At 59.8% G+C, this 26,380-nt stretch carries 18 protein-coding genes; 13 read left to right on the top strand and 5 right to left on the bottom strand.

From position 1 onward, the window contains the following. Positions 1 to 33: 33 nt before the first annotated feature. The 6 genes from LGN19_RS29735 to LGN19_RS29710 all read left to right on the top strand — a co-directional run bounded on the left by LGN19_RS29735 (position 34) and on the right by LGN19_RS29710 (position 9,022). Positions 34 to 3,225 (top strand): cytochrome P450, encoded by a 3,192-nt coding sequence (locus tag LGN19_RS29735; protein ID WP_226218711.1) that lies wholly within the window; start codon positions 34 to 36, stop codon positions 3,223 to 3,225. After that, the gene (locus LGN19_RS29730) at positions 3,194 to 3,460 is read left to right on the top strand and encodes a hypothetical protein (protein ID WP_226218710.1); all 267 of its coding nucleotides are present in this window, start codon (positions 3,194 to 3,196) and stop codon (positions 3,458 to 3,460) included. Before LGN19_RS29735 ends, LGN19_RS29730 begins: the two co-directional genes overlap by 32 nt. Before the next feature lie 757 nt (positions 3,461 to 4,217). Further along, a complete protein-coding gene (locus LGN19_RS29725; RefSeq protein WP_226218709.1) occupies positions 4,218 to 5,093 on the top strand; it encodes a phytanoyl-CoA dioxygenase family protein in 876 nt (291 codons plus the stop codon). A 106-nt stretch (positions 5,094 to 5,199) separates the two neighbouring features. Continuing rightward, the gene (locus tag LGN19_RS29720) at positions 5,200 to 5,424 is read left to right on the top strand and encodes a hypothetical protein (RefSeq protein WP_122950397.1); all 225 of its coding nucleotides are present in this window, start codon (positions 5,200 to 5,202) and stop codon (positions 5,422 to 5,424) included. An 870-nt stretch (positions 5,425 to 6,294) separates the two neighbouring features. Next, complete coding sequence (locus tag LGN19_RS29715; protein ID WP_226218708.1) at positions 6,295 to 7,563, top strand: aminotransferase class III-fold pyridoxal phosphate-dependent enzyme; 1,269 nt, start codon at positions 6,295 to 6,297, stop codon at positions 7,561 to 7,563. 553 nt (positions 7,564 to 8,116) lie between these two features. After that, positions 8,117 to 9,022, top strand: coding sequence for an NAD(P)-dependent oxidoreductase (locus LGN19_RS29710; protein ID WP_226218707.1), 906 nt, complete (start codon positions 8,117 to 8,119; stop codon positions 9,020 to 9,022). A gap of 631 nt (positions 9,023 to 9,653) precedes the next feature. Here the strand turns inward: LGN19_RS29710 and LGN19_RS29705 are convergent. From LGN19_RS29705 to LGN19_RS29690, 4 genes are all read right to left on the bottom strand, one after another. Further along, a complete protein-coding gene (locus tag LGN19_RS29705; RefSeq protein WP_226218706.1) occupies positions 9,654 to 10,343 on the bottom strand; it encodes a hypothetical protein in 690 nt (229 codons plus the stop codon). Between the two features lie 205 nt (positions 10,344 to 10,548). Beyond that, on the bottom strand, positions 10,549 to 11,697 hold the full coding sequence (locus tag LGN19_RS29700) for an MFS transporter (RefSeq protein WP_226218705.1): 1,149 nt from the start codon (positions 11,695 to 11,697) through the stop codon (positions 10,549 to 10,551). A 241-nt stretch (positions 11,698 to 11,938) separates the two neighbouring features. Next, positions 11,939 to 12,817: a phytanoyl-CoA dioxygenase family protein gene (locus LGN19_RS29695; protein ID WP_174938107.1), complete on the bottom strand. Its 879-nt coding sequence runs from the start codon at positions 12,815 to 12,817 to the stop codon at positions 11,939 to 11,941. Between the two features lie 20 nt (positions 12,818 to 12,837). After that, the gene (locus LGN19_RS29690; RefSeq protein WP_226218704.1) at positions 12,838 to 13,695 is read right to left on the bottom strand and encodes an NAD(P)-dependent oxidoreductase; all 858 of its coding nucleotides are present in this window, start codon (positions 13,693 to 13,695) and stop codon (positions 12,838 to 12,840) included. A 781-nt stretch (positions 13,696 to 14,476) separates the two neighbouring features. On the opposite strand from LGN19_RS29690, the gene LGN19_RS29685 reads away from it, so the two are divergent. Together LGN19_RS29685 and LGN19_RS29680 are read left to right on the top strand one after the other, a co-directional pair. Next, positions 14,477 to 15,106: a TetR/AcrR family transcriptional regulator gene (locus tag LGN19_RS29685; protein ID WP_122950390.1), complete on the top strand. Its 630-nt coding sequence runs from the start codon at positions 14,477 to 14,479 to the stop codon at positions 15,104 to 15,106. Positions 15,107 to 15,691: 585 nt separating this feature from the next. Beyond that, positions 15,692 to 16,291, top strand: coding sequence for a TetR/AcrR family transcriptional regulator (locus LGN19_RS29680; protein ID WP_226218703.1), 600 nt, complete (start codon positions 15,692 to 15,694; stop codon positions 16,289 to 16,291). A 142-nt stretch (positions 16,292 to 16,433) separates the two neighbouring features. Here the strand turns inward: LGN19_RS29680 and LGN19_RS29675 are convergent, their stop codons facing one another. Then, a complete protein-coding gene (locus LGN19_RS29675) occupies positions 16,434 to 17,894 on the bottom strand; it encodes an aldehyde dehydrogenase family protein (RefSeq protein ID WP_226218702.1) in 1,461 nt (486 codons plus the stop codon). A 565-nt stretch (positions 17,895 to 18,459) separates the two neighbouring features. Between LGN19_RS29675 and LGN19_RS29670 the strand changes: the two genes are divergently transcribed. The 5 genes from LGN19_RS29670 (at position 18,460) to LGN19_RS29650 (ending at position 26,273) form a co-directional block, all read left to right on the top strand. Beyond that, positions 18,460 to 19,440 carry an aminotransferase class IV gene (locus LGN19_RS29670; RefSeq protein WP_175221940.1) on the top strand — a complete coding sequence of 327 codons (981 nt, stop codon included), beginning with the start codon at positions 18,460 to 18,462 and terminating at the stop codon, positions 19,438 to 19,440. 266 nt (positions 19,441 to 19,706) lie between these two features. Continuing rightward, complete coding sequence (locus tag LGN19_RS29665) at positions 19,707 to 21,164, top strand: DUF1329 domain-containing protein (protein ID WP_226218701.1); 1,458 nt, start codon at positions 19,707 to 19,709, stop codon at positions 21,162 to 21,164. A 16-nt stretch (positions 21,165 to 21,180) separates the two neighbouring features. After that, positions 21,181 to 22,887: a DUF1302 domain-containing protein gene (locus tag LGN19_RS29660; RefSeq protein ID WP_122950386.1), complete on the top strand. Its 1,707-nt coding sequence runs from the start codon at positions 21,181 to 21,183 to the stop codon at positions 22,885 to 22,887. A gap of 7 nt (positions 22,888 to 22,894) precedes the next feature. Next, on the top strand, positions 22,895 to 25,294 hold the full coding sequence (locus LGN19_RS29655) for an efflux RND transporter permease subunit (protein ID WP_226218700.1): 2,400 nt from the start codon (positions 22,895 to 22,897) through the stop codon (positions 25,292 to 25,294). A gap of 16 nt (positions 25,295 to 25,310) precedes the next feature. Further along, positions 25,311 to 26,273, top strand: coding sequence for a WD40/YVTN/BNR-like repeat-containing protein (locus tag LGN19_RS29650; protein ID WP_226218699.1), 963 nt, complete (start codon positions 25,311 to 25,313; stop codon positions 26,271 to 26,273). Positions 26,274 to 26,380: the final 107 nt, after the last annotated feature.

The following is a 26,380-nucleotide window of genomic DNA, read 5'->3' as shown; positions in this document are numbered from 1 at the left end:
GATGCGCCGACATACCTCTGAAAGGCTATTGAAATGAAATCCTCATCCCTCGTCCCCCAGCCGCCCCTGAAACCCGTCATCGGTCATTTGATGGAGGTCCTCGGGCCGTCTCCGCTTGCAAAGATGATGGATCTCGCGCGCACTTACGGGCCAGTCTATTGGTTCGAGGTGTTCGGGCAAGGTTACTACGTTGTCAGCGGACAAACACTCGTGAATGAAGTGTGTGACGAAAGCAGATTTCAGAAGTGTGTACACCAATCGCTGCTCGAACTCAGACCCGCGATCGGGGACGGGTTATTTACGGCGTTCGGTGACGAACCGAACTGGGCCAAAGCGCATCGTGTGCTGATGCAGGCGTTCGGCCCGCTCAGTATCTGGTCGATGTTTGACAAAATGGTCGACATCGCCGACCAGATGTTTCTCCATTGGGAGCGGTTCGGCCCGGAGACGCCGGTCGATGTGTCCGATCACATGACTCGACTGACGCTCGACACGATTGCCCTTTGTGCGTTTGATTGTCGTTTCAACAGCTTCTACCGTGAAGATCAGCATCCGTTTGTCGATGCCATGGTCAACACCCTCAGCGAGGCCGGAAAGCGCGAGTTGCGACCAAAACTTGTTTCGAAGTTGATGGTCAATCGCAGTCGAAAGTTCGACGCGGACATCGAAGTCATGCGGTCGCTCGCGACCAAAATGATCGAAGACCGGCGGAAGAACCCGCACGACAACGAAGAGTCGATGGACCTGTTGGACCGAATGCTGAACGGCATCGATCCGGTGACGGGAGAAAAACTTGATGACGAGAACATCGTCTTTCAGATGATTACATTTCTCATCGCCGGACATGAAACGACAAGCGGGCTCCTGTCCTTTGCCACCTATTTCCTCCTCAAAAACCCGGACATCCTGCAGAAAGCACGGAACATGGTCGACGAGGTTGTTGGCAGCGAGACACCCCGGATCGAGCATCTCGCACGCCTTCGTTACATCGAACAAATCCTCATGGAGACGTTGCGAATCTGGCCGACAGCGCCGGCATTCGCAGTGAAACCGCTCGCCGACACCACGTTCGGCGGGAAATATGCCGTTTCTCCCGACGACATCATCATGATCTTGACTCCCATGTTGCATCGGGATGTGAGCGTCTGGGGCGAGGACGTCGAGGCGTTTCGTCCGGAGCGATTTGCCCCGGAGAATGCGGAGCAACTGCCTCCCAATTCATGGAAGCCCTTCGGCAATGGTGCACGTGCCTGTATCGGCCGCCCTTTTGCCATGCAGGAGGCCCATCTCGTTCTGATCATGCTGCTTCAGCGATTCGATTTCTCTTTCGCAGATCCGGACTACGAGCTGGACGTCGCCGAAACGCTTACGCTGAAGCCAGCCGGTTTCCGGGTGAACGTGAAACCGCGGGCCCGAGGTGCGCTTAAAGTGCCCGATACGGCCCCTCACGCCCGCTCGAGCGCTCAAAGCCCCAGCGTCGCTCCGGTTCAGTCGATCCCTGCCAGCGACGATGTGTCGAATATGCTCGTCCTCTTCGGGGGAAACACCGGTTCCGCCGAGTCCTTTGCACGACGCATTGCAGGCGACGCGAGCCGTCATGGATTCCACGCCACGTGCGCGCCGCTTGACGACTTCGCGGGGAAACTCGACGGACATCCTGCAATCGTGATCGTCACCGCTTCCTACGAAGGACAGCCGCCAGACAACGCCAGATCATTCGTCCCGTATGTCGAAGCACTGGACGAGGGTGCGCTGGACGGCGTCCATTTTTCGGTTCTTGGGTGCGGCAACAAACAATGGGCACGGACATACCAGGCGATTCCCAAGCGCGTCGATGAAGCGCTCGAGAAGGCCGGCGCTACGCGAGTGCACTTCAGAGGCGAACTCGATTCCGGTGGCGACTTCTTTGGTGAATTTGACCGTTGGTACACCGAAATGTGGAATCGCTTTGCAACTAGCGCCGGAAGGGAAGTCTCGGTTGTGCATCATGGCGATACCGCACTGAAAGTAAGTTTCGCCGAGAATACCCGTGAAAAATTGCTGAATGTCGGCGACATGGCGCATGCCTCCATCGTCGACAATAGAGAACTGGTTGATATCAGCGTGGCTGGCAGCCGCTCCAAAAAGCATATTGAATTGAAACTTCCGGAAGCGATGACTTATCGATCGGGAGATTACCTGGCCGTTCTGCCCCGCAACTCGAAATACAACGTCGATCGCGTCTTGCGCCGGTTTCGCGTGAGCTGGGACACTCAGGTGGTGATTGAAGGAACGTCAAGCAATCCACGCCTTCCGCTCGGCCAGGCAATGGGTTGCGGTGAACTGTTTTCGAGCTATGTTGAACTCGCCGTTCCCGCAACTCGATCACAAGTATCCAGCCTGGCCGCTGCCACGCGTTGCCCACCCGAGAAGGTCGAGCTTGAGCGCCTGAGCGCCGACGATTTCGAAGGCGAGATTCTGGGAAAGCGGACAACCGTCATGAATCTGCTCGAACGCTTCGGTTCCGTCGATCTGTCGCTCGATAAGTTCCTCGATATGCTGCCCGCGCTGAAAGCACGCCAGTACTCGATCTCGTCTTCCCCGCTTTGGAAAGCAGACCATGTCACGCTGACGGTAGCAGTGGTCGACGCACCAGCGCTCTCCGGCAATGGTCGTCATGAAGGGGTAGCGTCGTCGTACCTCGCGCGACTCAACACGGGGGACAGCTTGTCCGTTGCAGTCAGGCCATCGAATGCACGTTTTCGGCCACCAGCCGAACCCAATCTTCCGATGATTCTCATCTGCGCCGGTTCCGGTATCGCCCCATTCCGCGGCTTTCTGCAAGAGCGCGCATTACAGCAACAGCGGGGGGAGAACGTCGGCACGTCGTTGCTCTTCTTCGGGATCGATGACCCCGACGTTGACTTTCTCTATCGCGATGAACTCGACGAATGGGCACGATGCGGTGTGGTCGAAGTGATGCCGGCTTATTCAAACCGCCCGGAGGAAGGTGCTCGCTTCGTTCAAGACAAAGTCTGGCTGGAACGCGAGAAAATCGCCGCACTGTTTGCGCAAGGTGCCACCGTCTTTGTCTGCGGGGACGGAAAGAATATGGCACCCGCCGTACGTGCCACGCTTGGTCGCATTTATCAGGAGACAACCGGCGAGAACGATGAAAGCGCCAGCGAGTGGATCGACACGATGGAACGGGAGCATGGCAGATACGTTGCCGACGTGTTTGCATGACGGTAACAAGATTCATGCAGCGTCCCGTGACTTTCGAGAAGCAAAAGAAGTCTTGACCTGCCCCGCTTTCGGGAACATTTGCGACTCGTTCTTCGATCCGGGCCTGCGCTTTCTTGCCCTTGCTTCCCTCAATCGGGTTCCTGTCGAGTTCTGGCCGGAACCGGATTGGCAGATTTTCCACTCGTTTCGAGAGGGCATGCCGTATCAAGAAAGGTGGCGCGAGAGCATGCGCTGAAGCCGCATGAAACGGATGAATTCGATTGATAAAAACATCGGATTCCTATAAAAGCTGACGCGCTCCGTAGTTTATCTCCGAACCATTCCGCAGCGGGGATGGCTACCCTCCCCGCATACAGGCATTCAGAGGCCCGCCCCGAGTGAGATGTTGTCGTGTCTCATCTTGTCGTCTCGAGAGCAAACGAAACGACAACTCCTCACTCAGCGCCCCTGCGGGAATCGCAGACGTCGCCTGAACCACCAAGCCGCGCCAACACACATCTGTCCAGGTCGAATTGCGTGCGTCAGTGACACGGATGTCGCTCCTGGTCCACGCCTCGCCTTGCGGCGCAGGGCGTGACCACATTTTTCGCATGCTCGTCGGAACGACGCTTCGACGTTCAACGGCTACACCATTCGAAAGCGACGGGTTAACCATGATCGACCGTCGAAAAACGCCATGTTAACTTTCTCGATCATACGACTTGGTCATTTGACCTGATTCGTCACGATTACGCCAGATCACCGGAAACCCCGGCGAATCGCTCCGTGTCTGTCGCCTCTGGAAACAGCGACTGGACTACCCGGAGGTCGCGACAACGTCGGGAACAACGTGCGCGTTCCGTCAACTGGCGCGAAAGGAACGTATGGCAGAAAGCGAAGGTATATGCAGTCAAATGACTCAGTCAAACATTCTACTTGGTGTCTGGATCACCACCCGAATCAGAACGTGACGCCGCGTCTGATTTACCCGTCCACGCAACTTTGAGGCAACCATGAACGCAAATATTCAGAACATTCAGGGCGCGCTCCCCACCGTCCCGAAGCAGACCAGCGCACAAGAAATCGTGTCGCTCATGAATCAATATGGCGGAGTCCGGATCAAGAATTATCTGACCCAGGAGCAAGTCGCGAACATCAACCGCGAGGTCGATGCTCCGCTCGAGCGGCTTCGCGAAGGGTCGTCGCACGAAAACGAACTGATCAAGGAATTCCACGGCACCTATACAAAGCGCCTGACGAACATGGTCACGCACAGCAAGACTTTTGGCGACGTGCTGGACGACGAACTCTTTCACGAGCTCGGCGAGGTGCTCTACCGTGAAGAGTCTGGCGATTGGTGGCTTTCGACCGCGCAGGTCATCGACATCGGCCCGGGCAACACGGCACAGATGCTGCATCGCGATGTCGGCAATTTTCCGCCCCTGTGCGCGCTTGGAATCAACGGGCCGACGGTGTTCACCAACCTCATGATTGCCCTGACGCGCTTCACCGAGGAAAACGGTGCCACCCGAATCATTCCGGGAAGCCAGAACTGGGACGAGGATTACTTCGACAGTAAGGGCACGCCTGACATGACCATTGCCGCCGAGATGGATGCCGGCGACGCGTTGCTGTTCAGCGGAAAGGTGATCCACGGTGGCGGCGCGAACGTGACGCAGAACGAGCGCCGGCGCGGGCTCACGATTCCGATGCAACCGTCCTACCTGACTCCGGAGGAAGCGTATCCCTTCATCGTCGACATGGACACCGTGCGACGCCTGTCGAAACGCGTTCAGCGAATCATCGGCTTCCGCTCGCAATACCCCGCTGGCACGCCGGGCCTGTGGCAAGTCGACTACGACGATATCGCCACGCACCTCGGCCTCTGAACCACGAACAGACGCCTGCATCGGTCCGGGAGGGGTGATCCCCCTCCCCGTATTTCCTGATGCACATGCGCGGGCCACGACGGCATCACCACCAGCGAGACATCCCATGAAGATCGACCTGACGAATCGCGTTGCGATCGTGACCGGCGGCCAGGTCGCTCACCCGCTCGCCCAACGCCTCGACGAGGTGGCAAACCGCGACGGCGAGAGGGTTCCTTCGTCCGACGTTGCCCAGGGCGATCTGGAGATCAACGCGGGGATTGCGCGCCGTTCCGGGGATGGCCCCCAAGAATCGACTTTCTATTGCACCTCATCCAACTCAGGAGCGTGATCATGGTGAAGCGTTTAATTGTCGCAATCTCTCTCGTTGCCGGGATCCTTCTGGTGTTAAGCCCGGGATTCATGGTTCTGTACCACATCGAGCACTACGACTCGTCCCAATAGGCCCTACCTGGAACAATCGAAAATGCCGGCGCAGCCTTGCACGCGGGTCGTGTCGAACACGATCCGCGTAGCGCATTGCTCGCGCTTCGGTGACGGCTTTCGGTCTTGAATCGGCCCGACAGTCTGTGGATCCATGTGTCGATGACGCGCGAGCCCGCGCGCTTCGGATACGTTCAACTGCGTAGATCAGTCTGCCCCTGCCATGCGCGCACGTGCGTCTGAACACGTCCGTACGCACCACGATCTCCCGCGGCGAAATCTTCTGGCGGACGTGCACCACCACCCTCCCCAGCCCGCATCCCCACCTTGACCGCCCTGCATCCCTGCTCGAAAGGTTGAGCGGGGAGTTCCATTACCCGGATCAGATGTCGCCGCCGCGCAGCACACGCCGGCGAACTGCCGCTGCTCAACCCGCCGCCTCCCCCATCGCCATGGCATGCCGAGCGCGACGTTGATCCACTCCTGTGCGGGGCTAGTGGAAAACGCCAATTTCAGCCTGGGCGACATTTGTAGACACTAGACTTGGTCAAATGACCAATTCGCATCAAGCGACGACAGACGTCCAGGCGCGTGACGCAGCGAGGCTGCATTCGCGACGCGAGGCTAGACGGCGCGTCGATCCAACGACGAAACGCGGGATATCGGAAGCTGCATTCCTCAAAATTCCTGGGTTCGCCCGCGTGGTCAAATGACTCAGTCAAAAGACTTGATATCGGGTCTGACGTTCCGAGAACGAATTTTTCACAAGGAGTCGAGCATGGACAGGCTGGCAAAGAAGAACGAGTGGTTCGCAAGAGCCGAAAAGGTCATCCCGGGCGGGATGTACGGTCACCAGAGCGTCAAGTATTTGACGGAAGATTTCCCGCTGTACTTTGCAAAAGCGAAAGGTACCCACCTCTGGGACGTCGACGGCAACAAGTACATCGACTACGTGTGTGGCTACGGCACGAATCTGTTCGGCTACGGCAACGAGCGGATCGAGCAGGCCGCAGCCCTCCAGTTGCAGAAGATCGACACGGCGACGGGCCCCAGCGAGGTGATGGTTCAGCTTGCCGAGGCGCTCACTCAACAGGTCAGCCATGCCGATTGGGCGATGTTCTGCAAGAACGGCTCGGACGCCACGTCGATGGCCATGGTGATCTCGCGCGCCTATCGCGAGAAGCGGAAGATTCTTGTTGCGCGCGGCACGTACCATGGTGCGTCCCCGTGGAACGTGCCCTATACGACGGGGATTACCAAGGAAGACAGAGCTCACATCGTCTACTTCGAGTACAACGATATCGAGAGCCTCAATGCCGCCATCAAGAGCGTCGACGGTGACGTAGCGGCCATCTACGCTACGCCGTTCCGGCACGAAGTGCTCTACGATCAGTTTTTCCCGTCGATCGAATACGCGAAGGAGTGCCGTCGCCTCGCGGACGAGCAGGAAGCGCTTCTGGTCGTCGATGAGGTCCGCACGGGGCTGCGCCTGTCGCGTGATTGTTCGTGGTCGGACTGGGGCGTGCACCCGGACCTCAGCTGCTGGGGCAAGGCCATCGGCGGCGGCTACGCGATCGCCGCGGTGCTCGGTTCGGACAAGGCACGAGAGGCTGCGACGAACGTTTTCGTCACGGGCTCCTACTGGCTCTCGGCTGTGCCGATGGCCGCGGCGATCGAAACGTTGCGCCTGGTACGAGAAACGGACTACCTCGAACACACCAAGCGGTTGGCGGACAAGCTGCGCGCCGGCATCGCCGAGCAAGCCGAGCGGCATGGCTTCGAACTCAAGCAGACCGGGCCGAGCGTCATGCCCCAGATGCTTTTCGCGGGTGACGACGAGCTCGTGTCGCGCGGCCGGGCGTGGGCTTCCGAAGTCATCAAGAATGGCGCCTATCTCCACCCGTGGCACAACATGTTCTTCACGGCGAGCCACACCGACGACGACATCGCACGTACGCTCGAGGCGACCGAAGTGGCATTTGGCGCGATCAAGCAGAAGGCGATTGCAGTGAGCCGCCTGGATATTCTGGACACCGTGCAGCGTTAATGCCGGATGCGCTTGATCGGCGCGGGTTTTCCGCGCCAGATCTGGAGCGCGCTTTACAGCATTTCGGATCCAGCCGGATCCGACCAAGGCACCAGCTGAAAGGCGAATTCGGCTGGTGCTGCTTCTTTGGGAGAAGAGCCAGGATAACCATCGTTGGCAGGTCATTCAGGGGCCATGCCTCGATGATCGTCGTGGCTTCATCCAGCGTCTCGAACCCATGCAGGTTAAAGCATTCGTCGCGGATTGATCCGTCGTTGCCCGACGTCGATGGATGGCACTTCTCGCGTGAAACCATCCAGGATCTACCGCATCCGCCAACGCGATCGAACCACGCTTCATCGGCGCCGAGTCGACCGATGCGATGTGGAAGACCGACTACGGCAGGGTGCTGATCGAGCACATCTCGACGCGGCTGCCGGGCAAGCAGGCAGGCCAACGACAGGTTCCTGCCACATGTGATCGGTGGCGGTCGACGGCGGGCACCCCTGTTCCTCGCTGTGCAAAGCAAGTCCTCTTCTGAAGTTTCAAATACGCGATTCGAAGGAGTTTTGTGATGGCAAATACCGTAACGGCGCAGGCAATATCCGTCATTGGTCTCGGCGCAATGGGAGCGGCCCTGGCCAAGGCATTGCTTGCCGCCAATCATCGCGTCACCGTCTGGAACCGCACGGCGAGCAAGTCCGCGGCGCTTGGCGAGGTTGGCGCCCAGGTCGCACACTCAGCCGCGGAGGCGATCGATGCGAGTCAGGTCGTGATCGTTTGCGTGCTCGACTATGGCGCGTCCGACTCGTTGCTGCGCACGCCGGACGTCGCGGCCCGTCTCAAAGGCAAAACGATCATCCAGCTCACGACGGGCACACCGGAGGACGCACGAGATGCTGCGGAATGGGCCAAGGAACACGGCATGGCTTACCTGGACGGCACCATCGGCTGCTACCCCAAGGATATCGGCACGCCGGACGGATCGATTCTGTATGCCGGCTCGCGTTCGACCTTCGAAGCCCTGCGACCTGCCCTGGCGAACCTGAGTGGACATGCGTTGTTCGTTGGGGAGCGATTCGAGAATGCCGCCATTCTCGATGGCGCAGTTGTGGGTTCGTTCTCCCTGGGGGCCGCGCTCGGGTTTCTCTACGGCGCAGCCGTGTGTAACGCCGAAGGCATCTCCCTCGACACCTACTTGTCACTTGCCTTGGCGCGTCGTCCCTTCGTCGAGGATACGCTTCAGACGTGCGTACAGATGATCAAGAAAGGGAATTACTCCGGGTCGCAGGCCACCCTGGACAGTTGGGCCGCGGGTATCGGACAGCTGGTGGCGTTCAGCCAGGAAAGTGGCACGGACAGCAGCTACCCGCAGGAAGTACTGGCGCGACTCCAGCAGGCCGTCGCCAAGGGCCACGGTCAACATGAGCTGGCCGCCGTGTTTGAATGTTTCAGGAAGCCGCTCGCGGACCGGGGTTAGATACAACCCGACCCGTATCCCGTTCCGCTCTCAACGGACCCGTATTCACGTCGTCTGTTGACGCCAGCGGAACGGGAAACGTCAGCATCGCGATCGGACGACCGAAGGCATTCCGGTGACCGAGCGAAGGCGAGCGCGCGCAACTCATCTCGATAGCGCGTTCTCGCTCGATCACGGCTGTGCTGGCCTCGTGTGCACGCATCGTGCGACGACGCCCACGGCGCGCCGGACGGCGCGCTTGGGCAACTGCTCGAGTTCGTGCTGAAACTTCACATCCGTACCGGGTACGCCACCGAGCTCGATCGCGGCGCGTCCGTTTCTTCAAGCTCGCAAGCTGATCGACCAGACAGTCGCAGCGCAAATCGATCGATGCCGGCTTGTCATGCCTGGGCGAGAGAGAAGCGGAGGTCCCGTTCCGCAGCCGAAGGGCCGCAGACCTGACACCGGAAACAGAACCTCCACCGACTGCAGGCCAAATTCGCCCCACGCTGCCCGTAAGAGCGCGGCGTGGGTGGCAAGATATTGCTCGCAATCAAATGGCCCCCTCCACGGCGGGATAGCTCACGATTGAAGTAGCCATCTCCGTTTTCCCGCATGAAGATCCAACGGCATTCCGCTGGCCGTGCGGCAATCACTGCGGATTTCGTTCCAGGCTGCCAATGGTGTAGCGTCGATTGAGGTTCGTTGCTTTTTCCTGCGCGCGCTCCAGCGAGCAATAGGCGTAATACAGCGAGACGGACAGGTAAGACCAGGAAAGCAACGCGAAGATATAGAAGATCATGTGATCATGGTCACCAGGTATAGGGTAGAAGTCATAGGTGCTCGCAATAATCTGCGTGGCGACCAGTGCCACGATCACGCTCACTGCGTTGCGCTTGTCGCCAATTCGCAGCAGCTTCCCGACGACGTACACGAGATACACCGAGAACAAGGACCACATCACCAGATAGAAATACGGCTTGGGCTCAACCATGAAGTCTGCCGTCCACACAACGACGGTTCCCGCCAGCGCGCCCACCACATACAAGACGTCAGTGAAAATCGATGGTTTATGTCGGTGCGTAACAGCCATCATGCCAACGATAGTGATGACAGGTACGCCGAAACCTCTGGAAAATGCGTCGCAAAAAAGCGAGGTACTGAGAAATGCGTGCTCGCCAGTCAGCGCATTGAGCATCAAATTCGATGCCGAGAACGTCGTCACCAGCCACTCGAATCCGAGCAGGCCGTTGCGACGCTTGAGAAGCTTCACGCCATAGACGAGTGAAGTCGTTATCAACGCAAGATCGGCAAGGCAATAAAGATAAAATTTGAGTTCCATGACACATTCCAATGATCGTCAAGAATTTGAGTAACCATCGCGCTTGCCAACGTCAATACTCATCCGTGCATCACCTCTCGACGCGAGAAGACGCTATCGGCATGGATTGGTTTCGCACTGGCTTGTCGGGCGGCCGGCGCCGCCCCGGGCACCCGCAAGGGCCGGGGCGCGTTCGCGTGGCAAGCTGATCGCGTCGCCTCACGCGTCAGGCGATAGCCGCCTCGGAATGTCGCGACTTGAACTGCCGGATCGCCATGCTGGTCAGGAAGATCGGCACCACCAGCAACCCGACGGACAGCCAGCCGACCGCGCGCAGACCGGCCACGCTGAACACCGTGCCGGCAATCGCGGGGCCCACTGCCAGGCCAAGATTGATTGCCGACGCACAGGTCGCGGTGCTTCGTCCGCTGGCATCCATTTGTGAAAGTGCCCCCACCATGTAAGGGGCAACCAGCGTCGCACCGGCACTGACGAGGGCCGTCGACACGAGAAACGCCCACCTGCCGCCCACGCAATACATGCCCAGGCTGCATACGATCAACAGCGCGAGTCCAAAGGCGATCGGCTTGAACAGACCAAAACGATCGCCCAGCCAGTTGACCGCTACCCCCACCGGCAACTGGAAAGCCGCATTGATCATGAACAGCATGCCGAGTTGCTCCGCTTCAACACCCCGGGTTGCAGCGACCTCTGCGGCGAAACCCATGAGGGCCGTCTGCGACACGTAGATGAAGAATGCGCTGAACAGAATCCCTCGGACGTCACTGGATTTGATGGCGTCCTTCGCGACCTCTTCCTCGCTTGCGTTGACGGCGGGATGCATGAATGCGCCGAAGAACAGCGCCGTCACGACAACGGCGAGCTGGACGGCGTCCACACCGATATTGCCCATCTCCACATTCACGATCGGGACGACGTACATCGCACAGGAAAATATGATGGCCATCGCCACAGCGACTTGAGCCGCGACCTTCTCCGGGTGCTTGACGTGTGCAATCACCCCGTACGCGCAAACGCAGCTGACGCCCAAGGCGGCGCCGAGAACCAGCTTCGCAGCGACGAATACATAAAAATTATTTGAAAACATCGCACACGTCGACAGAACGGCAAGCGCTGCCGCAGCGAGCGCCCCCGTTCTCTTGTTCAACGTCGCCATGTGACGACTGAAAATGATGATGGAAAGCGCAAGACAGAGCAGTACCGCAGACGCAAGCCATCCAGCGGTGCTCTCGGACAGTCCGAACCGGGCCATCGATTCTTCGATGTTGAACGGAAGCAGGTAGGTGGGCGTCCAGACCACGGCCCCGGTATAAAGCAGGGCGATTTTCCGGATTCCCTTGATTTCGTAACTCACGATCGACTCCTTGACTTTTGCACGAATGCGAAATCGTGACGAGGCATCGAATTGCCCTCTTTTTCGCATCCGCACTGACACTGTTTCGAAGACTGCTTGATCCAACCGAAAAATCGCAATTTCAGAATTGCTCGCGGTTCACCGACCTGTTGCATTCCGTCGATCGACTACGATGCCGTCAGGTGATGGAGTCGCCCGATTTCCGCGTGAAAACCGGGCCCGGACTCCCCCATCACGACCGTTAATCGAAATGCCCGACCTCGAGGAAATCCTTCATTTTCAACAGGTCGTTCGGATCCGACATTTGACCGTTACGCTCGACAAAGCCGGCAAAAGTCGTGCCGTACGTCCAGCCGAGCAGGCGCTGCAGCTCTTCCGGATAGCGCTTCACGCGTTCGATGGGCAACGTGAGGTACTGGTTTTCTTCCTGCCGGAGGATGGCCAGGTCATACGACATCGTCAGGCCGGTGCGCGGTGCATCGCTGGTGTTCTTTCCGCCCCCGTGATAGGTGGAGCCGATGAAGAACAGCGCATCGCCGGCGGACATTTCCGCGGAAACGGCTTCCTCCTGTTTAGGCATGCGCTCGTCGTCCCACTTGTGGCTACCCGGGATGACAAGCGTGGCGCCGTTTGCCGCCGTAAAGTCGGATACCGCCACCATGACCTGGAACCGGGCCTCGCGCCCATAGTTCGGGTGCCGCCAAAGCCATACGGAATCGTCACGATGCAACGGCTGAAGGCCTTGACCCGGCAGGATCTGAATGGCTTGCGTCACGCCCACCTGAATATCGGGAGCGATGTCGACCTGGTTTTCGCCGCTCCAGATCTTGATCGGCGTCTGCAGGATGTTGCGCGCCGCGCCCAGATAGAGCGGATGCAACGCAACTTCGGCCATCCAGTCGGTACGCGCAAAGAGGCGCGAGACCCGACGTGTCTGTGTACCTGCAAAGTAATCGTCTACTCCGTTCGGAGCGGACTGGAGCGTGTCAAAGAGCGACCGCTGGATCTGCGCGAGCAAGTCGGAACCGAGAAAGTTCTTGACGATCGCTCCACCATCCTGGCGAACTGCGTTCGCAAGATCTTCAGGAGTGCTATCGCTTGAAAGGCGTTGCAACGACATGGTGCTTCCTCCAACAGGTGTCAATGATTGAAAAGTGCGGCGTATCCCCGGTCACCACTGCCTTCTGCAATGGATGCCAGGATTCGCTCGCGTAGCGCCTTCAGAATTCGAGGCGGCTGCCCGATATCTTCCTGCGCCTGCTGAAACAGTCCGGTGGCCCGCGCGTAGACATCCAGATCTGCGCCTCGTGGTTGATAGTCTGAAGCCGCCACGGATTCGAACAGACCTTCGATGAAGTGGGTCTGACCGGCGATATAGGTTGGGATCAGGTCGCGAATCTCGTCGATCGAAATGCCTGAATTCACCACGAATCTGAGACCTTCCAGGAAGGCTGCGCCAGCGCCGAAAACGAAGGTGCCCGTCAACCCTGCATCGAGCACGTTCGGCACATCGGGTCTGGCACTGACGTAGGTGGATTGCGGCGCAATCTTTCGAAGCAGAGGCTCAACCTCGCTCCAGATCTTCTCGTCGCCACCCAAAAGGATGACGGCGCTCTCACGGCCGATATCGGGCGGGAAGCACTGGATTGTTCCGCTGATGAATTTTGCGCCAGCACCCGTCACGATTTGATCCAGTACCTGGACCTCGGATGGGCGCCCCGTTGCCAGATTGACCACCGTTTTTCCTTTCAGCCGCTCGCCCAGCGCCTCGAAGTCCGCCGCGAGGTCAATCGGTGTCGCCGTCACGACGACGATGACGTCTGCCTGATCGCAGGCTGCCGTGGCGCTATCGGCAACGCGTGCGCCCAGTTCAAGCACTCGCTGCGCCTTCTCCGCTTTTCTGTTCCAGACGACGACCTTCTCGCCATCCGCAATCAGGGAGGTGGCAATTGCTGACCCCATCGCCCCCAGGCCCAAGACAGCAATCAAATTGCTCATTCGCATTCCCTATCGTTGTCGTTGACCACACCACCAAGAGAGATTCATCGTTCAAGTCAACATACAAGATCACACGACTTGGTCATATGACTACAAAGCAATGCACATGCCAACCCGATTCAAGTGATCATCCTTCCCTGTATTGCGGCTGACGCGCCCGGTGGCGAAACACATGCCCCGGAGCGGGGATTTCGCTGCACCAGGAGATACCCAAAGTCACGTCAGCGGTGCAGACAAGTTGACTTGATCAAATGACCACGTATCTACAGGCACGAATCTTATGCCTCGACAGGACATTTGGAATACGGAGTTTCCATTAGCCACCTCACGAAGGCACCGTACAAGCCAACGCAGTTGCGCCCATTCCACGCGACGCGTGGCTGCCCTTTTCGCGGACGCACGTCGGTCACCGCATTTGCGTATCTCCCGAGACAGCAGCATCGAAACCGGAACGCAAACGCCGCCAGACAAACGGAGCACCGCTTGATCAGCCGGGCGGATGCCCAATGAATGAGTGCGCCCCTGGTTCCCGAAGCAGGCTGCCGAGTCGCGTCGGCTTCGGGATGTTTGCCAGGCACCGCGATGCACCGATGCTGCGATCACGCGCAACACGTCCCTGCGAACGACTTTTCCCGCGCCGCCATGGCGGCACAACATCCGTGCAGGACAACGCCTTGCGTTGCTTGCGAAATGCCGTCCATCGTCATGCTAATATCCGAGGATTCGACTACCCTGCACGGGTAGCACCTTTGGACGAAGACATAAAACGGAGCTCTGGCCAATGCAGAGAGTACGGGCTGAAGTCCGCCGCCAGGACCTCGTAGCGGCGACTGTCGCGGTGATTGCAGAGCACGGTGTGAAGGGTGCCACGACCCGCCGCATCGCCGAGGCCGCAGGGTGCCCACTGGCTTCCCTGCACTACGTCTTTCACTCAAAGGACGAGCTGTTATTCGCGGTCTACGAGTCCTTGATCGACTTGATCCGCTCGGATAGCCCGGAGGCGCCGGAGCACGGCACCCTGTCGGAACTGGCGGAGTTCAACCTGCGCTCCGTGATGGCCTGGTTCGAAGCAAACCCGGCATACGCGAAGACTCAATCAGAGTTGTACACGTGGGCGCTCAGACATCAGCCCGACATGGCCATTGGCGCCCTTCGCATATCCCAGGAAGGTGCCCGTTCCATGCTGGCCGCCGCCGAGCCTCGCGCGGATGCCAAGGCGCTGGATGCCATCGCGCGGCTGAGCATTGCCCTGGTCGACGGACTGCTTTTCTCGTGGTTTGCCCAGGAAGATTCGAAGCGTCTGGCCGCCGATGTCGACCACGCCAGCAAGATGCTGGCCGCCTACGCGACGACGCTTCTGGACGCTCGCCCTGCCGCCAAGACCCCTCGCAAGTCGGTACGGAAGCAATAAGCTCCTGCCACCTGCCCCGAGGCACCGGCTCCCCGGTGTCCTCACGGCGGCAGCGTCACGTCGCCTCTTCAAAATGACCGCACGGTGCGCGGCGCATGACATTTTCAGCTTTGTCCCGTGCGCCGCCCTACTCGCTAGCGCTGCTCGAAGGTGCTTTCACGAACCGTTGTGCGCGTCCGGCCGCGCACGTGCGACGCGAGGTGATGGGCACCGCCGAAAATCCACACGGGCTGCGACCAAGCAGCCCGTTTCCAATCGCATCGAAACCTGACGCTCCCGGCAGGCGGCCCTCGGTCTTACGTTGCCGCTCTCGCGCTCACGGGTTTACCTCCATCGACAGCGCTTCTTTGTCTGCTTAACGTTGACCGATCAAATGATCAAGTCAAGCGATCACACTTTCCAAAATCAGCTCAACCAAGCGAACTGAATATTCAGGGCACCCGTGGCCGGCTCATTCATGGACAAACTTTCAAGAAGCCGACATAATTCACGAGCGTTATGGTCACTTGACCATGTATCACGGATAAACACTACACCTGTGTATGACGTGAACGGAAGAGGATTTTCGGGTACCGGAGTTTACCAATGACAAGAGTTCGCGCTGCGTTGCGGCGACAAGATTTTGTTGACGCTGCCGTCGAAGTCATCGCCGCGCACGGCGTTGCCGGAGCCACCACGCGGCGAATCGCCGAAGCCGCAAACTGCCCTCTGGCATCGCTGCATTATGTATTCCATACCAAGGACGATCTGTTCGATGCGGTTTACGAATCCCTGTTCGACCTTCTCGCAGCGAATGCCCCCGCTGACAGGGAATTTCATTCTTTCGGCGAACTCGCCGGATGGCAGCTGCGCAAGATGGTCGAATGGCTCGTGCAGCATCCGTCGTACGCGCGAGCACAGTCTGAACTGATCCAGTGGGCAGAGCGTCATCGCCCCGATTTCGCGTTGAAAACCTATGTCCAGACGATCGAGCGAACGATCGCTTACCTCGGCAAGTGCGCGCCGCAAGTCAACCATGACGCGATTGAATCCGTCGCCAGAATGAGCATCATCCTGATCGATGGATTGCTGAACAGTTGGCACGGGGACACGAATATCCGCCAGCTCAGGGCGAACCTGGATCATGCAAGTTCAGCGCTGGAGGCGTTTGCCACCTCCCTCTCGAGCTCGACGGTACAGGCTTGAGCGTCGACACGGCGCGTCATTGCACCCATAGCCGGCAGCCCGACAGCACCCGTCAGCGCTCCGCCTCATCGCGCGCTTCGACCTTGCCACCTTGCCGTAGACGGACGTCCGCATCCCGCCGGACGCCCGTCGTCGATTCCCGCTAGCTGACGGCGCCCGACGTCGCACCGAACATCGACTTCGTCTCCAGGAACTCCTCGATACCGGCGTAGCCCCACTCTCGTCCATTGCCGGATTGCTTGTACCCACCGAACGGTGCCGCGATATCGACAGCCGCGCCGTTCAAATGCACCATCCCCGTCCGCAATTTTCTGGCGACGCGCTCCGCCTGTTCGATCGAGTCTCCATAGACGTAGCCGGACAATCCGTACGGCGAGTCGTTGGCGATGGTGACGGCGTCCGATTCATCCCGATAGGGGATGATCACCAATACGGGGCCGAAAATCTCCTCGGTTGCAATCTTCATGCGATTGTTCACGCGGCTGAACACCGTCGGCTTGACGTAGTAGCCTCGCTCAAGCCCGGAGGGATTGCCGAGCCCACCCGATAGAAGCATCGCGCCCTCGTCGATTCCCACCCGGATCATCTCCTGCACCTTTTGATGCTGGCGCTGGTTCGCCATCGGCCCCATGGTCGTACCGGGATCGCGCGGATCACCGACGACGACCTGCCCGCATGCAGCGACCGCGATCTGCTCCGCCTCTTCGAGCCGATGCGCCGGCACCAGCATGCGCGATGGCGCGGTGCAGGTCTGGCCGGAATTGGCCATCATCTGGAGCACCCCGTGCGTGACGCCCCGCTGAAAGTTCTCGCTATCCAGAATGATGTTCGCCGACTTGCCGCCCAGCTCCAGCGTCACCCGCTTGATCGTCGTCGCAGCGGCCTGAGCGACCTCCACGCCAGCGCTCGTCGAACCCGTCAGCGACACCATGTCAAAGAGCGGGCTGGACGCAATGGCCCTGCCCAGGCGCTGCCCGGAGCCCTGCATCAGATTGAATACGCCGGGCGGTACGCCGGCTTTCTCAAGGATCTCGGCGAGAACAATGGCCGAGTACGGTGCATTCTGACTGGGCTTCAACACGATCGTGCAACCCGCCACCAGCGCCGGCGCCACCTTGCACATGACCTGGTTCATTGGCCAGTTCCAGGGCGTAATCAACCCGCACACCCCCACCGGCTCCTTCACGATCCGCGACGTGCCCTGGGTTCGTTCAAACGGATACTGCTTCGCAACTTCCAGGGTCGTATGGAGGTGCCAGAGCCCCAGCGCCGCCTGAAGCGGGCGAGAGATGGCGTCCATCGGTGCGCCCATCTCGAGCGTGATGGCGTCCGCCATATCCTGCAACCGCTCGGTGTATGCACCGATCACGCGCTCGAGCAGCTTGAGCCGCTCAACGAGGGGCGTATTCGAGAATCCTGCGAAGGCGTTGCGCGCCGCCTCCGCGGCCAGGTTCACATCGGCTTCGTCAGAGAACAGCAACACGCCGGAGACTTCGCCCGTCGCCGGGTTGATGATGTCGTGCTCCACGCCACCGTTCGCAGGCGCTACCCAACGGCCGCCTATGAACGCCTTGCGGAGATGGTCTGCTTCGAAAATCGGCATCTGCTCGCTCCATGTCAGTTGGTATCGAGGGCGAGTCTTCAGCCTTCTGGATCGCCCGGGAAGATCCATACTATCGTCTTTTTTGATCATTTGGCCAAGTCACATGACTCGGTAATAATCAGTATTGCCACCGGCACGCCGAAGTAAGACCCTTCACGGAACGAACAGTCATGTCGCCGCAAAAGATCTGCAGCGGGCTTGACCCGATGATGATGGAGACGAGACCACGAGACGACTTCCGGCGAAGCTCGCAACACGCCGAAGCTACTTTTCTCAGGCGGATCGGTTTGGTCTGCCGGAAGGACATCCGACCATCACGGCCAGCAGACATAGGTCTGCTCGCCGCTCACGTATCCAGCCAGGCATCACAGAGGGTTAACCTTCATCGACAAGGAATTTTTCGAGCAATACTTTCTACTACACGGTCATTTGATCAAGTCATATGGAAGACTTCACGCCGGATAGCCAGGAAGTAAGCAATCCGCAAAGAAGCGCACCGCGATCCGGTCGCTTTTGACGTCAACACCGAACGACAACTCTCCCTCGGGAGCGAAAGGTAATTACCATGGCAATCATTCAAGTCCAGCAGATCATGCACGAGAACCCGCTGCATGCTCGCGCTCCGCATGAACCCCGCTACGAAGATGGCAGTGCCTTCTGTGACGGCAACTACGTCCCCATCACCGAAGCGACCGTCCCGCTCGTCGACGCGGGATTCCTTCACGCCGACGCGGCCTACGATGTCGTCACCGTCTCGCGGGGCAACTTCTTCCGGCTCGATGATCACCTCACGCGCATGGAAGAATCGTCGGCGAAGTTCTTCCTCGAGAATCCGTTCAATCGCGAGCAGGTCAAGGAGATTCTCCACAACCTCGTACGCAACGCCGGTCTGAAGGACGCGTACGTCTGGTGGTGCGTCACCCGCGGCCCGCTGAGCGTCGATCGCCGCGACCGCGGCGCGATGAAGAACGCCATGTTCGCGTTTGCCGTGCCGTTCTTCTTCCAGGCCGACGACGAGGTCCGCACGCGAGGCTCGAACCTGCTGATCAGCAAGCTGTACAACCGCATTTCCGCGAAGGCGGTCGATCCCACGGCCAAGAACTTCCACTGGATGGACATGAAGCTCGCGCTGTTCGAAGCGATGACCCAGGAGAAGGACTGGGCGGTTCTCGTCGACGAAAGCGACAACCTCACCGAAGCAGCCGGTGCGAACGTGTTTTTCATCAAGAACGAGGAACTCTATACCCCGGCCGAAGGCTGCCTGCTGGGCATCACGCGCCAGAGCGTCTTCGACATCGCCGCCGAGCTCGGCCTCAAGGTGAACATCGGCAAGTACACCGCGACCCAGCTGCGCGAGGCTGACGAAGCATTCACCTCGTCGTCGGCAGGCGGGATCATGCCCGTCAGCGCAATCGACGATCAGCCGCTCGGCAACCGCAACGGCCCCGGCCCGATCTCCGAGAAGATTCACAACCTCTACTGGGAGAAGCGCTGGGCAGGATGGCACGCTCAACCGGCTGAATACTTCTCGTCGGTCCCGGCATAAGCCGGAAGCCAGAAGCCGTTCACAAGTGGCGCGTACGAAGCCGATCCGGTCGAACCGGCCGCATCCGGCCCTGGTGGGCGCCCAATAGCTGCACGCAGTAACAAACCGTCCGGCACGCCAACAGGGTGCCGGGCAATACGAACTCCAGCGTGACAACGATGACCTGGAGTTCGCCGATTCACGAAAACAAAGAAAAACGCACCTTCATTCATTTCGCATAGCTAACAAACGGACAGAACTTCCAAACCGTTCATCCGCATTCATCTATGCATAACCCTTTGGCGGGCGCACGTCACCTGGTCAAGGTCAAGGAGATAGCCGTGGTCAAGACTCATGCTTTCAAGAAATCTGCTTCGCTCATCCGATCGGCAGCGAAATTGTCCGTCATCGCTTCCGCAGTCGCGATGTCTTTGACCGGTGCGCTGGCGGAAGGTACGGATTCGGCTCATTCGCCGTCGGGTGCCGAAGTCGCCGGCACCGCGAGCGGCATTCCCGCATGGACGCCCGTAGGTAACGTCGGGGCGGGCTGGAGTTACGGCAAGCGCCGCGCGGATTTCTTCAAATACAAGTCCGACAAGCCCCTGTACACGATCGATGCCAGCAATGTCGACAAGTACGCGGACAAGCTCAACCCGGGCCAGATCGCGCTGTTGAAGAACCTGAAGGGCTTCTCGATGCCGGTCTATCCGTCCCGGCGCACGTGCGGCGCTCCCGATTTCGTCGCGGAGAACACGAAGAACAACGTGGGCTTCGCCAAGATGAACGCGGACGGGTCGGAACTCGCCGATGCTCACCTGCCCGGCTACCCCTTCCCTGCGCCCAAGACCGGCGCGGAAGTGATGTGGAACGCGAAGCTGCACTACCGCGGCGCCGGTGTCGAAATGCGCGACATCATCACCGTCGTCTCTCCGCGAAAGGGCGCGTCCGACTGGATCAAGAACGTTTCCGACGCGTGGATCTACCAGCCGTGGGGTGACAAGGCCGGCACGACGTTCGCGAAGGTCAATCAGGTCGAAGGAAACGCCTACTACGCGTACAAGTCCCCGGCGGCCATTGCCGGCCAGGCCGCGATCTTTACGACCTACGCCGGCAAGCCGACCGAAGTCTTCTACTACTTCCCGGGGCAGCGCCGCACCCGTCGCATGCCGTCGTATGCGTACGACGCGCCCCAGATCGGCTTCGACAACCAGTACAACATGGATGAAGCGCTGGTCTTCTCCGGACAGACGGACCGATTCTCCTGGAAGCTGCTCGGCAAGAAGGAAATGATCGTGACGTATAACGACCTGGGCATGTACGACTTCTCGGACAAATTTGAAGATGCGTATGGCCCCGACTTCGTCAACCCGTCGAAGCGTCGCTACGAACTCCACCGCGTGTGGGTCGTGGAAGCCACCGTCAAGCAGGGGATGCGCCATACCGCTCCCAAGCGCCTCTTCTACGTCGACGAAGACAGCTGGAACTACCTCGGCGCGGTGGACTACGACGCGCAGGGCAACATCTCGAAGGTCCGCGAGGGCTACGTCATTCCGGTGTATGAGACGGGGAGCTGCGACACGCTCGCATTCGCTCAGTACAACCTCGTCGATGGCCGATACCTCGTGGACGGTTCGATGCTCGCGGCCGGACGGGACGCGAAGTGGTCGGTCGACTCGTCGGCGGACCAACACTACAAGCCGAGCTTCTACAACGCCGATAATCTCCGTGCGTTGAGCGAGCGTTGACAGGGGCCGAAACAAAATGGCTACCCCCTCCTCATTACAGCCCCGATCCAGCGTGATCTTCGTGCGCGCGGCGATCTCGGCGTTTGTCGCCCTCGGGTGCGGCAGCGCGCACGCCTTCACGTTCACGATCGGGAATGTCGAAGGTAGTTTCGACTCCACGGTGTCGGCGGGCGTCGGTATTCGAACCGCCTCGCCAAGCAGCAACCTCGTATCGCCGACCTACAACCAGGCCACCGGTGCGCAGACCGGTGGCGGTCGACTCGGTCAATTGAGTGGCCTCTCCGATCAGGGCGACATCAACTACGGCAAGGGAGATCCGTTCACGAGCTATCTCAAGGGCAGCCACGAGCTGCTTCTGAAGATGCCGTCGCAGGGGCTCACGTTCATGGCACGTGGCACCTGGCAATACGACTACTCCGGCACCCACACCACCGGTGCAACCAGCGGGCAGAACCTTTTCTATAACCCACCGCCCAGCCTGAACGGCGGGCTCTCGTCCGACGCCGAGAAGAACATCCGCTTCAAGCCGCGCTTGCTTGACCTGTGGGTCAGCAAGCAGTTCAACGTAGGCGATCAGATTACGCGCATCCGCGTGGGTAACCAGGTCGTCAGCTGGGGCGAAAGTATCTGGGAAGTCGGGGGGATCAATGCGACGAATGCGATCGACGTGAATCGCGCATCGCAACCGGGCGCGCAGGTCAAGGAATTCATCCTGCCTGCCCCGATCCTGAGTGTCGCGTCCGGTGTGGGTCACGGCGTGAACGTCGAAGGGTACATCCAGAGCAACTGGAACCAGAATTACCTTCCCCCGGTTGGCAGCTATTGGTCGAATCAGATCGTAGGGCCCGGCAACAATGCGTATGGCGTCGCGACCGTCCATCCGAAAAACGGCGGGCAGTACGGCTTTTCCATTCGCTACCAGCCGGCGGGAACGGACCTGAATCTCGGTTTCTACACGATCGCGTACCACGACAAGTTCCCGCAAGTCTCGCTGAGCTCGACGGGTGGGACGGTCTTCAGATTTCCGGAAGACCGTCACATGATCGGTGTCAGCGCTAACTTCCCGGTTGGCGACTGGGCGATCGGCACCGAGCTCTCGTACCGTCCGCGAGATGCCGTTCCCCTGAACCCGGCCAGTGGATGCGTCGCGCAAGGGGGAAACTGCTGGGTCGACGAGAAGCGATTCCAGTGGCACCTGACTACCCTCTACTCGCTCCAGCCGGGCAATTCCGGCGCGTTCCTCAAGCTGCTCGGCGCGCAGACCGCCACCCTGACGACCGAGACGGTGATCATTGCTTATCCCGGGCTTCACAAGAGCTATGGCGGGTCGCCGATTTCTCCTGGTGCGCTTCTGTGGGGGAATGAGTTCAATGACTTGTTCGCGACCGGTGCGCTCAACTCGCCGGGTAGTGCACAGGGAACGAAATACTCCGGCGGGATCGACGTCGATTTCAACTGGGTCTACGACGGCACGGTCATTCCCGGGTGGCAGGTCAATCCGGGGATATACGTCCGGTACGGCCTGTTCGGCAATACGCCGAACGTGAATGCCCAGTTCATGCGCGGCGTGACGGCGATGAACCTGTATGTGAATTTCATACAGAACCCGGCGAACTGGCAGGTCGCGTTGAACTACACCCGCTTCATGGGCCCGACCAACCCGCTGGCCAACCCGCTACGTGATCGAGACTTCGTGGCAATCGTCGCATCTCGCAATTTCTGAGGTCAATATGAATCAAACGCCTGTTTCCGACGCAGCCCGGCCCAGCAAGCTGCTAAGAATTCTTCATTCGCTGGAAAATACGCTGTTCGGTCACAGGCGTCTCGTTCTGGGGCTTCTGGTTCTCTTCACGGTCGCCATGGCCTGCTTCGCCGTCAAGCTGCGCATGGACGCCGGGTTCGAGAAGCAGCTTCCGCTTGGCCACGAATACACGCAGACGTTCAACGAGTATCGCGGCGACCTGCTCGGCGCCAACCGCCTGATCGTCGTCGTCAAGGCCCGCAAGGGCAGCATCTGGACGCCGGCCGCGTTGAAACGCCTGTATGAGGTCACCCAGGCGGTCACGTTTCTGCCCAACGTGTCTCGCAGCAGCGTTCAGTCGCTCTGGACTCCGAATTCATTCGTCAACGAGATTACCGAAGACGGATTCCGGGCCGACCCGCTCATTCCCGGCACCGTGACGCCCGATCAGCTCGACAGCAATACCGTCGGCGCGATTTCGCGCTCGACGGCCCAGGGCGGCTTCGTCGGCAGCCTCGTGTCGCGCGACCAGAGCAGTGCAATGGTCACCGCCGATCTCAACGAGCTGGATGCCAAAGGCGAGCGGGTCGACTATGTGGCATTGGATCAGGCGCTCGAATCGCAATTGCGAGCCAAGTTCGAGGATTCGAACTATGAGATCCAGATCATCGGTTTCGCGAAACAGATTGGTGATATTGCAAACGGCGCATCGTCCGTCCTGAAGTTCTGCGCGATCGCCCTGCTCCTGACCGCATTGGCCGTCTACTGGTACTGCCGCTCCATTCGCTTGACGATCCTGCCGCTGACCTGCTCGCTTGTCTCGCTCGTCTGGCAGTTCGGTACGCTGCATCTCCTCGGCTACGGGCTCGATCCATTGGGTGTGCTGGTTCCGTTCCTGGTGTTCGCGATCGGCGTGTCACACGGCGTCCAGCAGATCAACTTCATCGTTCGCGAGATCTCCCACGGGAAATCCGTGGAGCAAGCCGCTCGGTCCAGCTTCAGCGGGCTGCTGATTCCCGGCACGCTCGCCCTGGTGACCGCTTTCGTCTCCTTCGTCACGCTGATCCTGATTCCGATCCCGATGGTTCGCGAGCTCGCGATCACCGCTTCGCTCGGCGTGGCGTACAAGATCGTCACGAATCTGGTGATGCTCCCGCTGGCAGCGTCGATGCTCAAGGTCGACGGCAACTATGCAAAGAATGCGGAGCTGCATGCCGCTCGTCGTGGCCGCGTGCTCCGGGTTCTCGCAAAAGTCGCCGTTCCGCGCAATGCAGCGATCATCCTGCTGGCGGCCGTCGTGGTGTTCTGCGTGGCGGCCTGGGAAAGCCGGGATCGCGTGGTCGGCACGCTGCAGGCCGGCGCGCCCGAGCTTCGCGCCGACGCCCGGTTCAACAAGGATTCGGTTTCCATTGCGTCGAGCTACGACGTCGGCCTGGACTGGATTTCCATCGTCTTCGAAGCGCCGCCCCAGTCTTGCAACAACGTGGAAGTCGGCGCCTATCAGGATCGCTTCGTCTGGTCGATGCGTGCCGTTCCCGGCGTATTGTCGGTCGTCTCGTTTTCGTCGTTGCTGCGGCAATACAACGAGGGGTACAACGAAGGCAATCCGAAGATGTCGGCGATCCCCATCGACCCCGACAACTATTCATCGCTGGCCGGCGAGGTGGCCCGCACGCCCGGCGTCATGCGCAAGGACTGCAGCATGACCGCGGTGAACATCTATCTGGCAGACCACAAGGCGACCACGATCACCCAGGTGATCAACGCAGCGAAGCAATTCCGCGATACGAACAAGCTGCCGGGCGTGAAGATCCGGCTCGCCTCCGGAAACGCCGGCGTGCTGGCCGCGGTCAACGACGAAATCGAGCGCAGCGAATTGCCGATGATGCTTTACGTCTATACGACGATCGTCCTGCTCGTCCTCGTCACGTACCGTGACCTGCGTGCTGTCCTTGCATGCTGCCTGCCGCTGACGATCGGCACGTTCATCGGCTATTGGTTCATGAAGGAGTTGCAGATCGGCCTGACCGTCGCCACGCTGCCCGTGATGGTGCTGGCGGTGGGCATCGGCGTCGACTATGCGTTCTATATCTACAACCGCCTGCAGTTGCATCTCGCCAACGGCGTCGGCATCGTCAAGGCGCTCGAACAATCGATCCTCGAGATCGGGACGGCCACCATCTTCACGGCGATCACGCTCGCGATCGGCGTCGCCACCTGGTCGTTCTCCGAGCTCAAGTTCCAGGCGGATATGGGCAAGCTCCTGGCGTTCATGTTCATCGTCAACATGGTCATGGCCATGACGGTTCTGCCCGCCTTCGCCGTCTGGCTCGAGCGCATCTTCCCGCGGCGCCGGCCCGCGCGCGCACCCGGCCTGCTCGCACATTGAAGAAGAAGAGGATTCCATGACCCTATATCGTAAGGTTCTCTCCATGTCGGCCGGTATCGTCGTCTTTGGCGCGCTGATGGGCGGCGTATCCGCATCGGAACTCAGGCCCGTTCCGGCCGTCCAGTCCAGCATTGCGACCCAGTCGCCCGTGCTGGATGCAACGTGGGCAGGCCAGCGGGTGGTGAGTGTCGGCGCGAACGGCATCATCCTGCTGTCCGATAACCGCGGCCCGACGTACCGCCAGGCCAAGGCCGTGCCCGTGAGCTCGACGCTGACGTCCGTCAGTTTCATCGACGCCAGGACAGGGTGGGCAGTCGGCCACTGGGGCGCGATCCTGAAGACGACCGACGGCGGCGAGACGTGGGAGGTTCAGCGTCTCGCGACGACCGAGGATCGCCCGCTGTTCGGCGTTCACTTCATCGATGCCAACCACGGCGTGGCCGTCGGACTCTGGTCGCTCATCCTCGTCACCGATGACGGCGGCAAGACCTGGACAAAAAAGGAAGCCGTTCTCCCGAACGGCAAGAAGTCCGACCTGAATCTGTTCGGTCTTTTTTCGAACAGCAATGGCGAGATCTTTGCTACGGCCGAGAAGGGGCAACTCTTTATCTCCAAGGATAAGGGCAACACCTGGGAGAGCGTGGACACCGGTTACAAGGGGTCGTTCTGGTGCGGCGTGGCGCTGCCCAATGGCGTGCTGCTGGTCGGCGGGCTGCGCGGCACGTTGATGCGAAGCGAGGACAACGGCCAGACCTGGTCACGCGCGACACTCGACACCAAGAATTCCATTACCGCGCTTGCGTCCCGAGGCTCCACGGTATTGGCGGTGGGTGTCGACGGGCTGCAGGCTCAAAGCGCCGATGATGGAAAGACGTTCCAGCGCCTGCACACCCAGACCGGGACGACGTACACCGCGGCGCTCCCCTCGCCTGGCGACAAGTGGCTGGTTTTTTCTCGCGACGGGGTCGTCGCGCAGTAACTGTCGGATGCTTGATTCGCGCAGCGAGCCGTGATCGTGAAATGCGGCTCGCTGTGTCGAAGCCTGCCCGACCCGGGATGGATGGTGCAGCCAAACGGCCATCGAAT

This window comes from Burkholderia sp. AU30198 (genome assembly GCF_020419825.1).
Lineage (GTDB): Bacteria > Pseudomonadota > Gammaproteobacteria > Burkholderiales > Burkholderiaceae > Burkholderia.
Note: the sequence above shows the minus strand (reverse complement) of the source record. Positions and strands in the feature narration are given on the sequence as shown.

Excerpts from the sequence above, each read along its gene's own strand:
- LGN19_RS29675 (WP_226218702.1), bottom strand. The coding sequence starts at position 17,894 with ATGCCGATTTTCGAAGCAGACCATCTCCGCAAGGCGTTCATAGGCGGC.
- LGN19_RS29660 (WP_122950386.1), top strand. The coding sequence starts at position 21,181 with ATGGCTACCCCCTCCTCATTACAGCCCCGATCCAGCGTGATCTTCGTG.
- LGN19_RS29720 (WP_122950397.1), top strand. The coding sequence starts at position 5,200 with ATGAAGATCGACCTGACGAATCGCGTTGCGATCGTGACCGGCGGCCAG.
- LGN19_RS29655 (WP_226218700.1), top strand. The coding sequence starts at position 22,895 with ATGAATCAAACGCCTGTTTCCGACGCAGCCCGGCCCAGCAAGCTGCTA.
- LGN19_RS29670 (WP_175221940.1), top strand. The coding sequence starts at position 18,460 with ATGGCAATCATTCAAGTCCAGCAGATCATGCACGAGAACCCGCTGCAT.
- LGN19_RS29690 (WP_226218704.1), bottom strand. The coding sequence starts at position 13,695 with ATGAGCAATTTGATTGCTGTCTTGGGCCTGGGGGCGATGGGGTCAGCA.
- LGN19_RS29695 (WP_174938107.1), bottom strand. The coding sequence starts at position 12,817 with ATGTCGTTGCAACGCCTTTCAAGCGATAGCACTCCTGAAGATCTTGCG.
- LGN19_RS29705 (WP_226218706.1), bottom strand. The coding sequence starts at position 10,343 with ATGGAACTCAAATTTTATCTTTATTGCCTTGCCGATCTTGCGTTGATA.
- LGN19_RS29715 (WP_226218708.1), top strand. The coding sequence starts at position 6,295 with ATGGACAGGCTGGCAAAGAAGAACGAGTGGTTCGCAAGAGCCGAAAAG.
- LGN19_RS29685 (WP_122950390.1), top strand. The coding sequence starts at position 14,477 with ATGCAGAGAGTACGGGCTGAAGTCCGCCGCCAGGACCTCGTAGCGGCG.
- LGN19_RS29730 (WP_226218710.1), top strand. The coding sequence starts at position 3,194 with ATGGCAGATACGTTGCCGACGTGTTTGCATGACGGTAACAAGATTCAT.
- LGN19_RS29710 (WP_226218707.1), top strand. The coding sequence starts at position 8,117 with ATGGCAAATACCGTAACGGCGCAGGCAATATCCGTCATTGGTCTCGGC.
- LGN19_RS29735 (WP_226218711.1), top strand. The coding sequence starts at position 34 with ATGAAATCCTCATCCCTCGTCCCCCAGCCGCCCCTGAAACCCGTCATC.
- LGN19_RS29725 (WP_226218709.1), top strand. The coding sequence starts at position 4,218 with ATGAACGCAAATATTCAGAACATTCAGGGCGCGCTCCCCACCGTCCCG.
- LGN19_RS29680 (WP_226218703.1), top strand. The coding sequence starts at position 15,692 with ATGACAAGAGTTCGCGCTGCGTTGCGGCGACAAGATTTTGTTGACGCT.
- LGN19_RS29665 (WP_226218701.1), top strand. The coding sequence starts at position 19,707 with ATGCATAACCCTTTGGCGGGCGCACGTCACCTGGTCAAGGTCAAGGAG.
- LGN19_RS29650 (WP_226218699.1), top strand. The coding sequence starts at position 25,311 with ATGACCCTATATCGTAAGGTTCTCTCCATGTCGGCCGGTATCGTCGTC.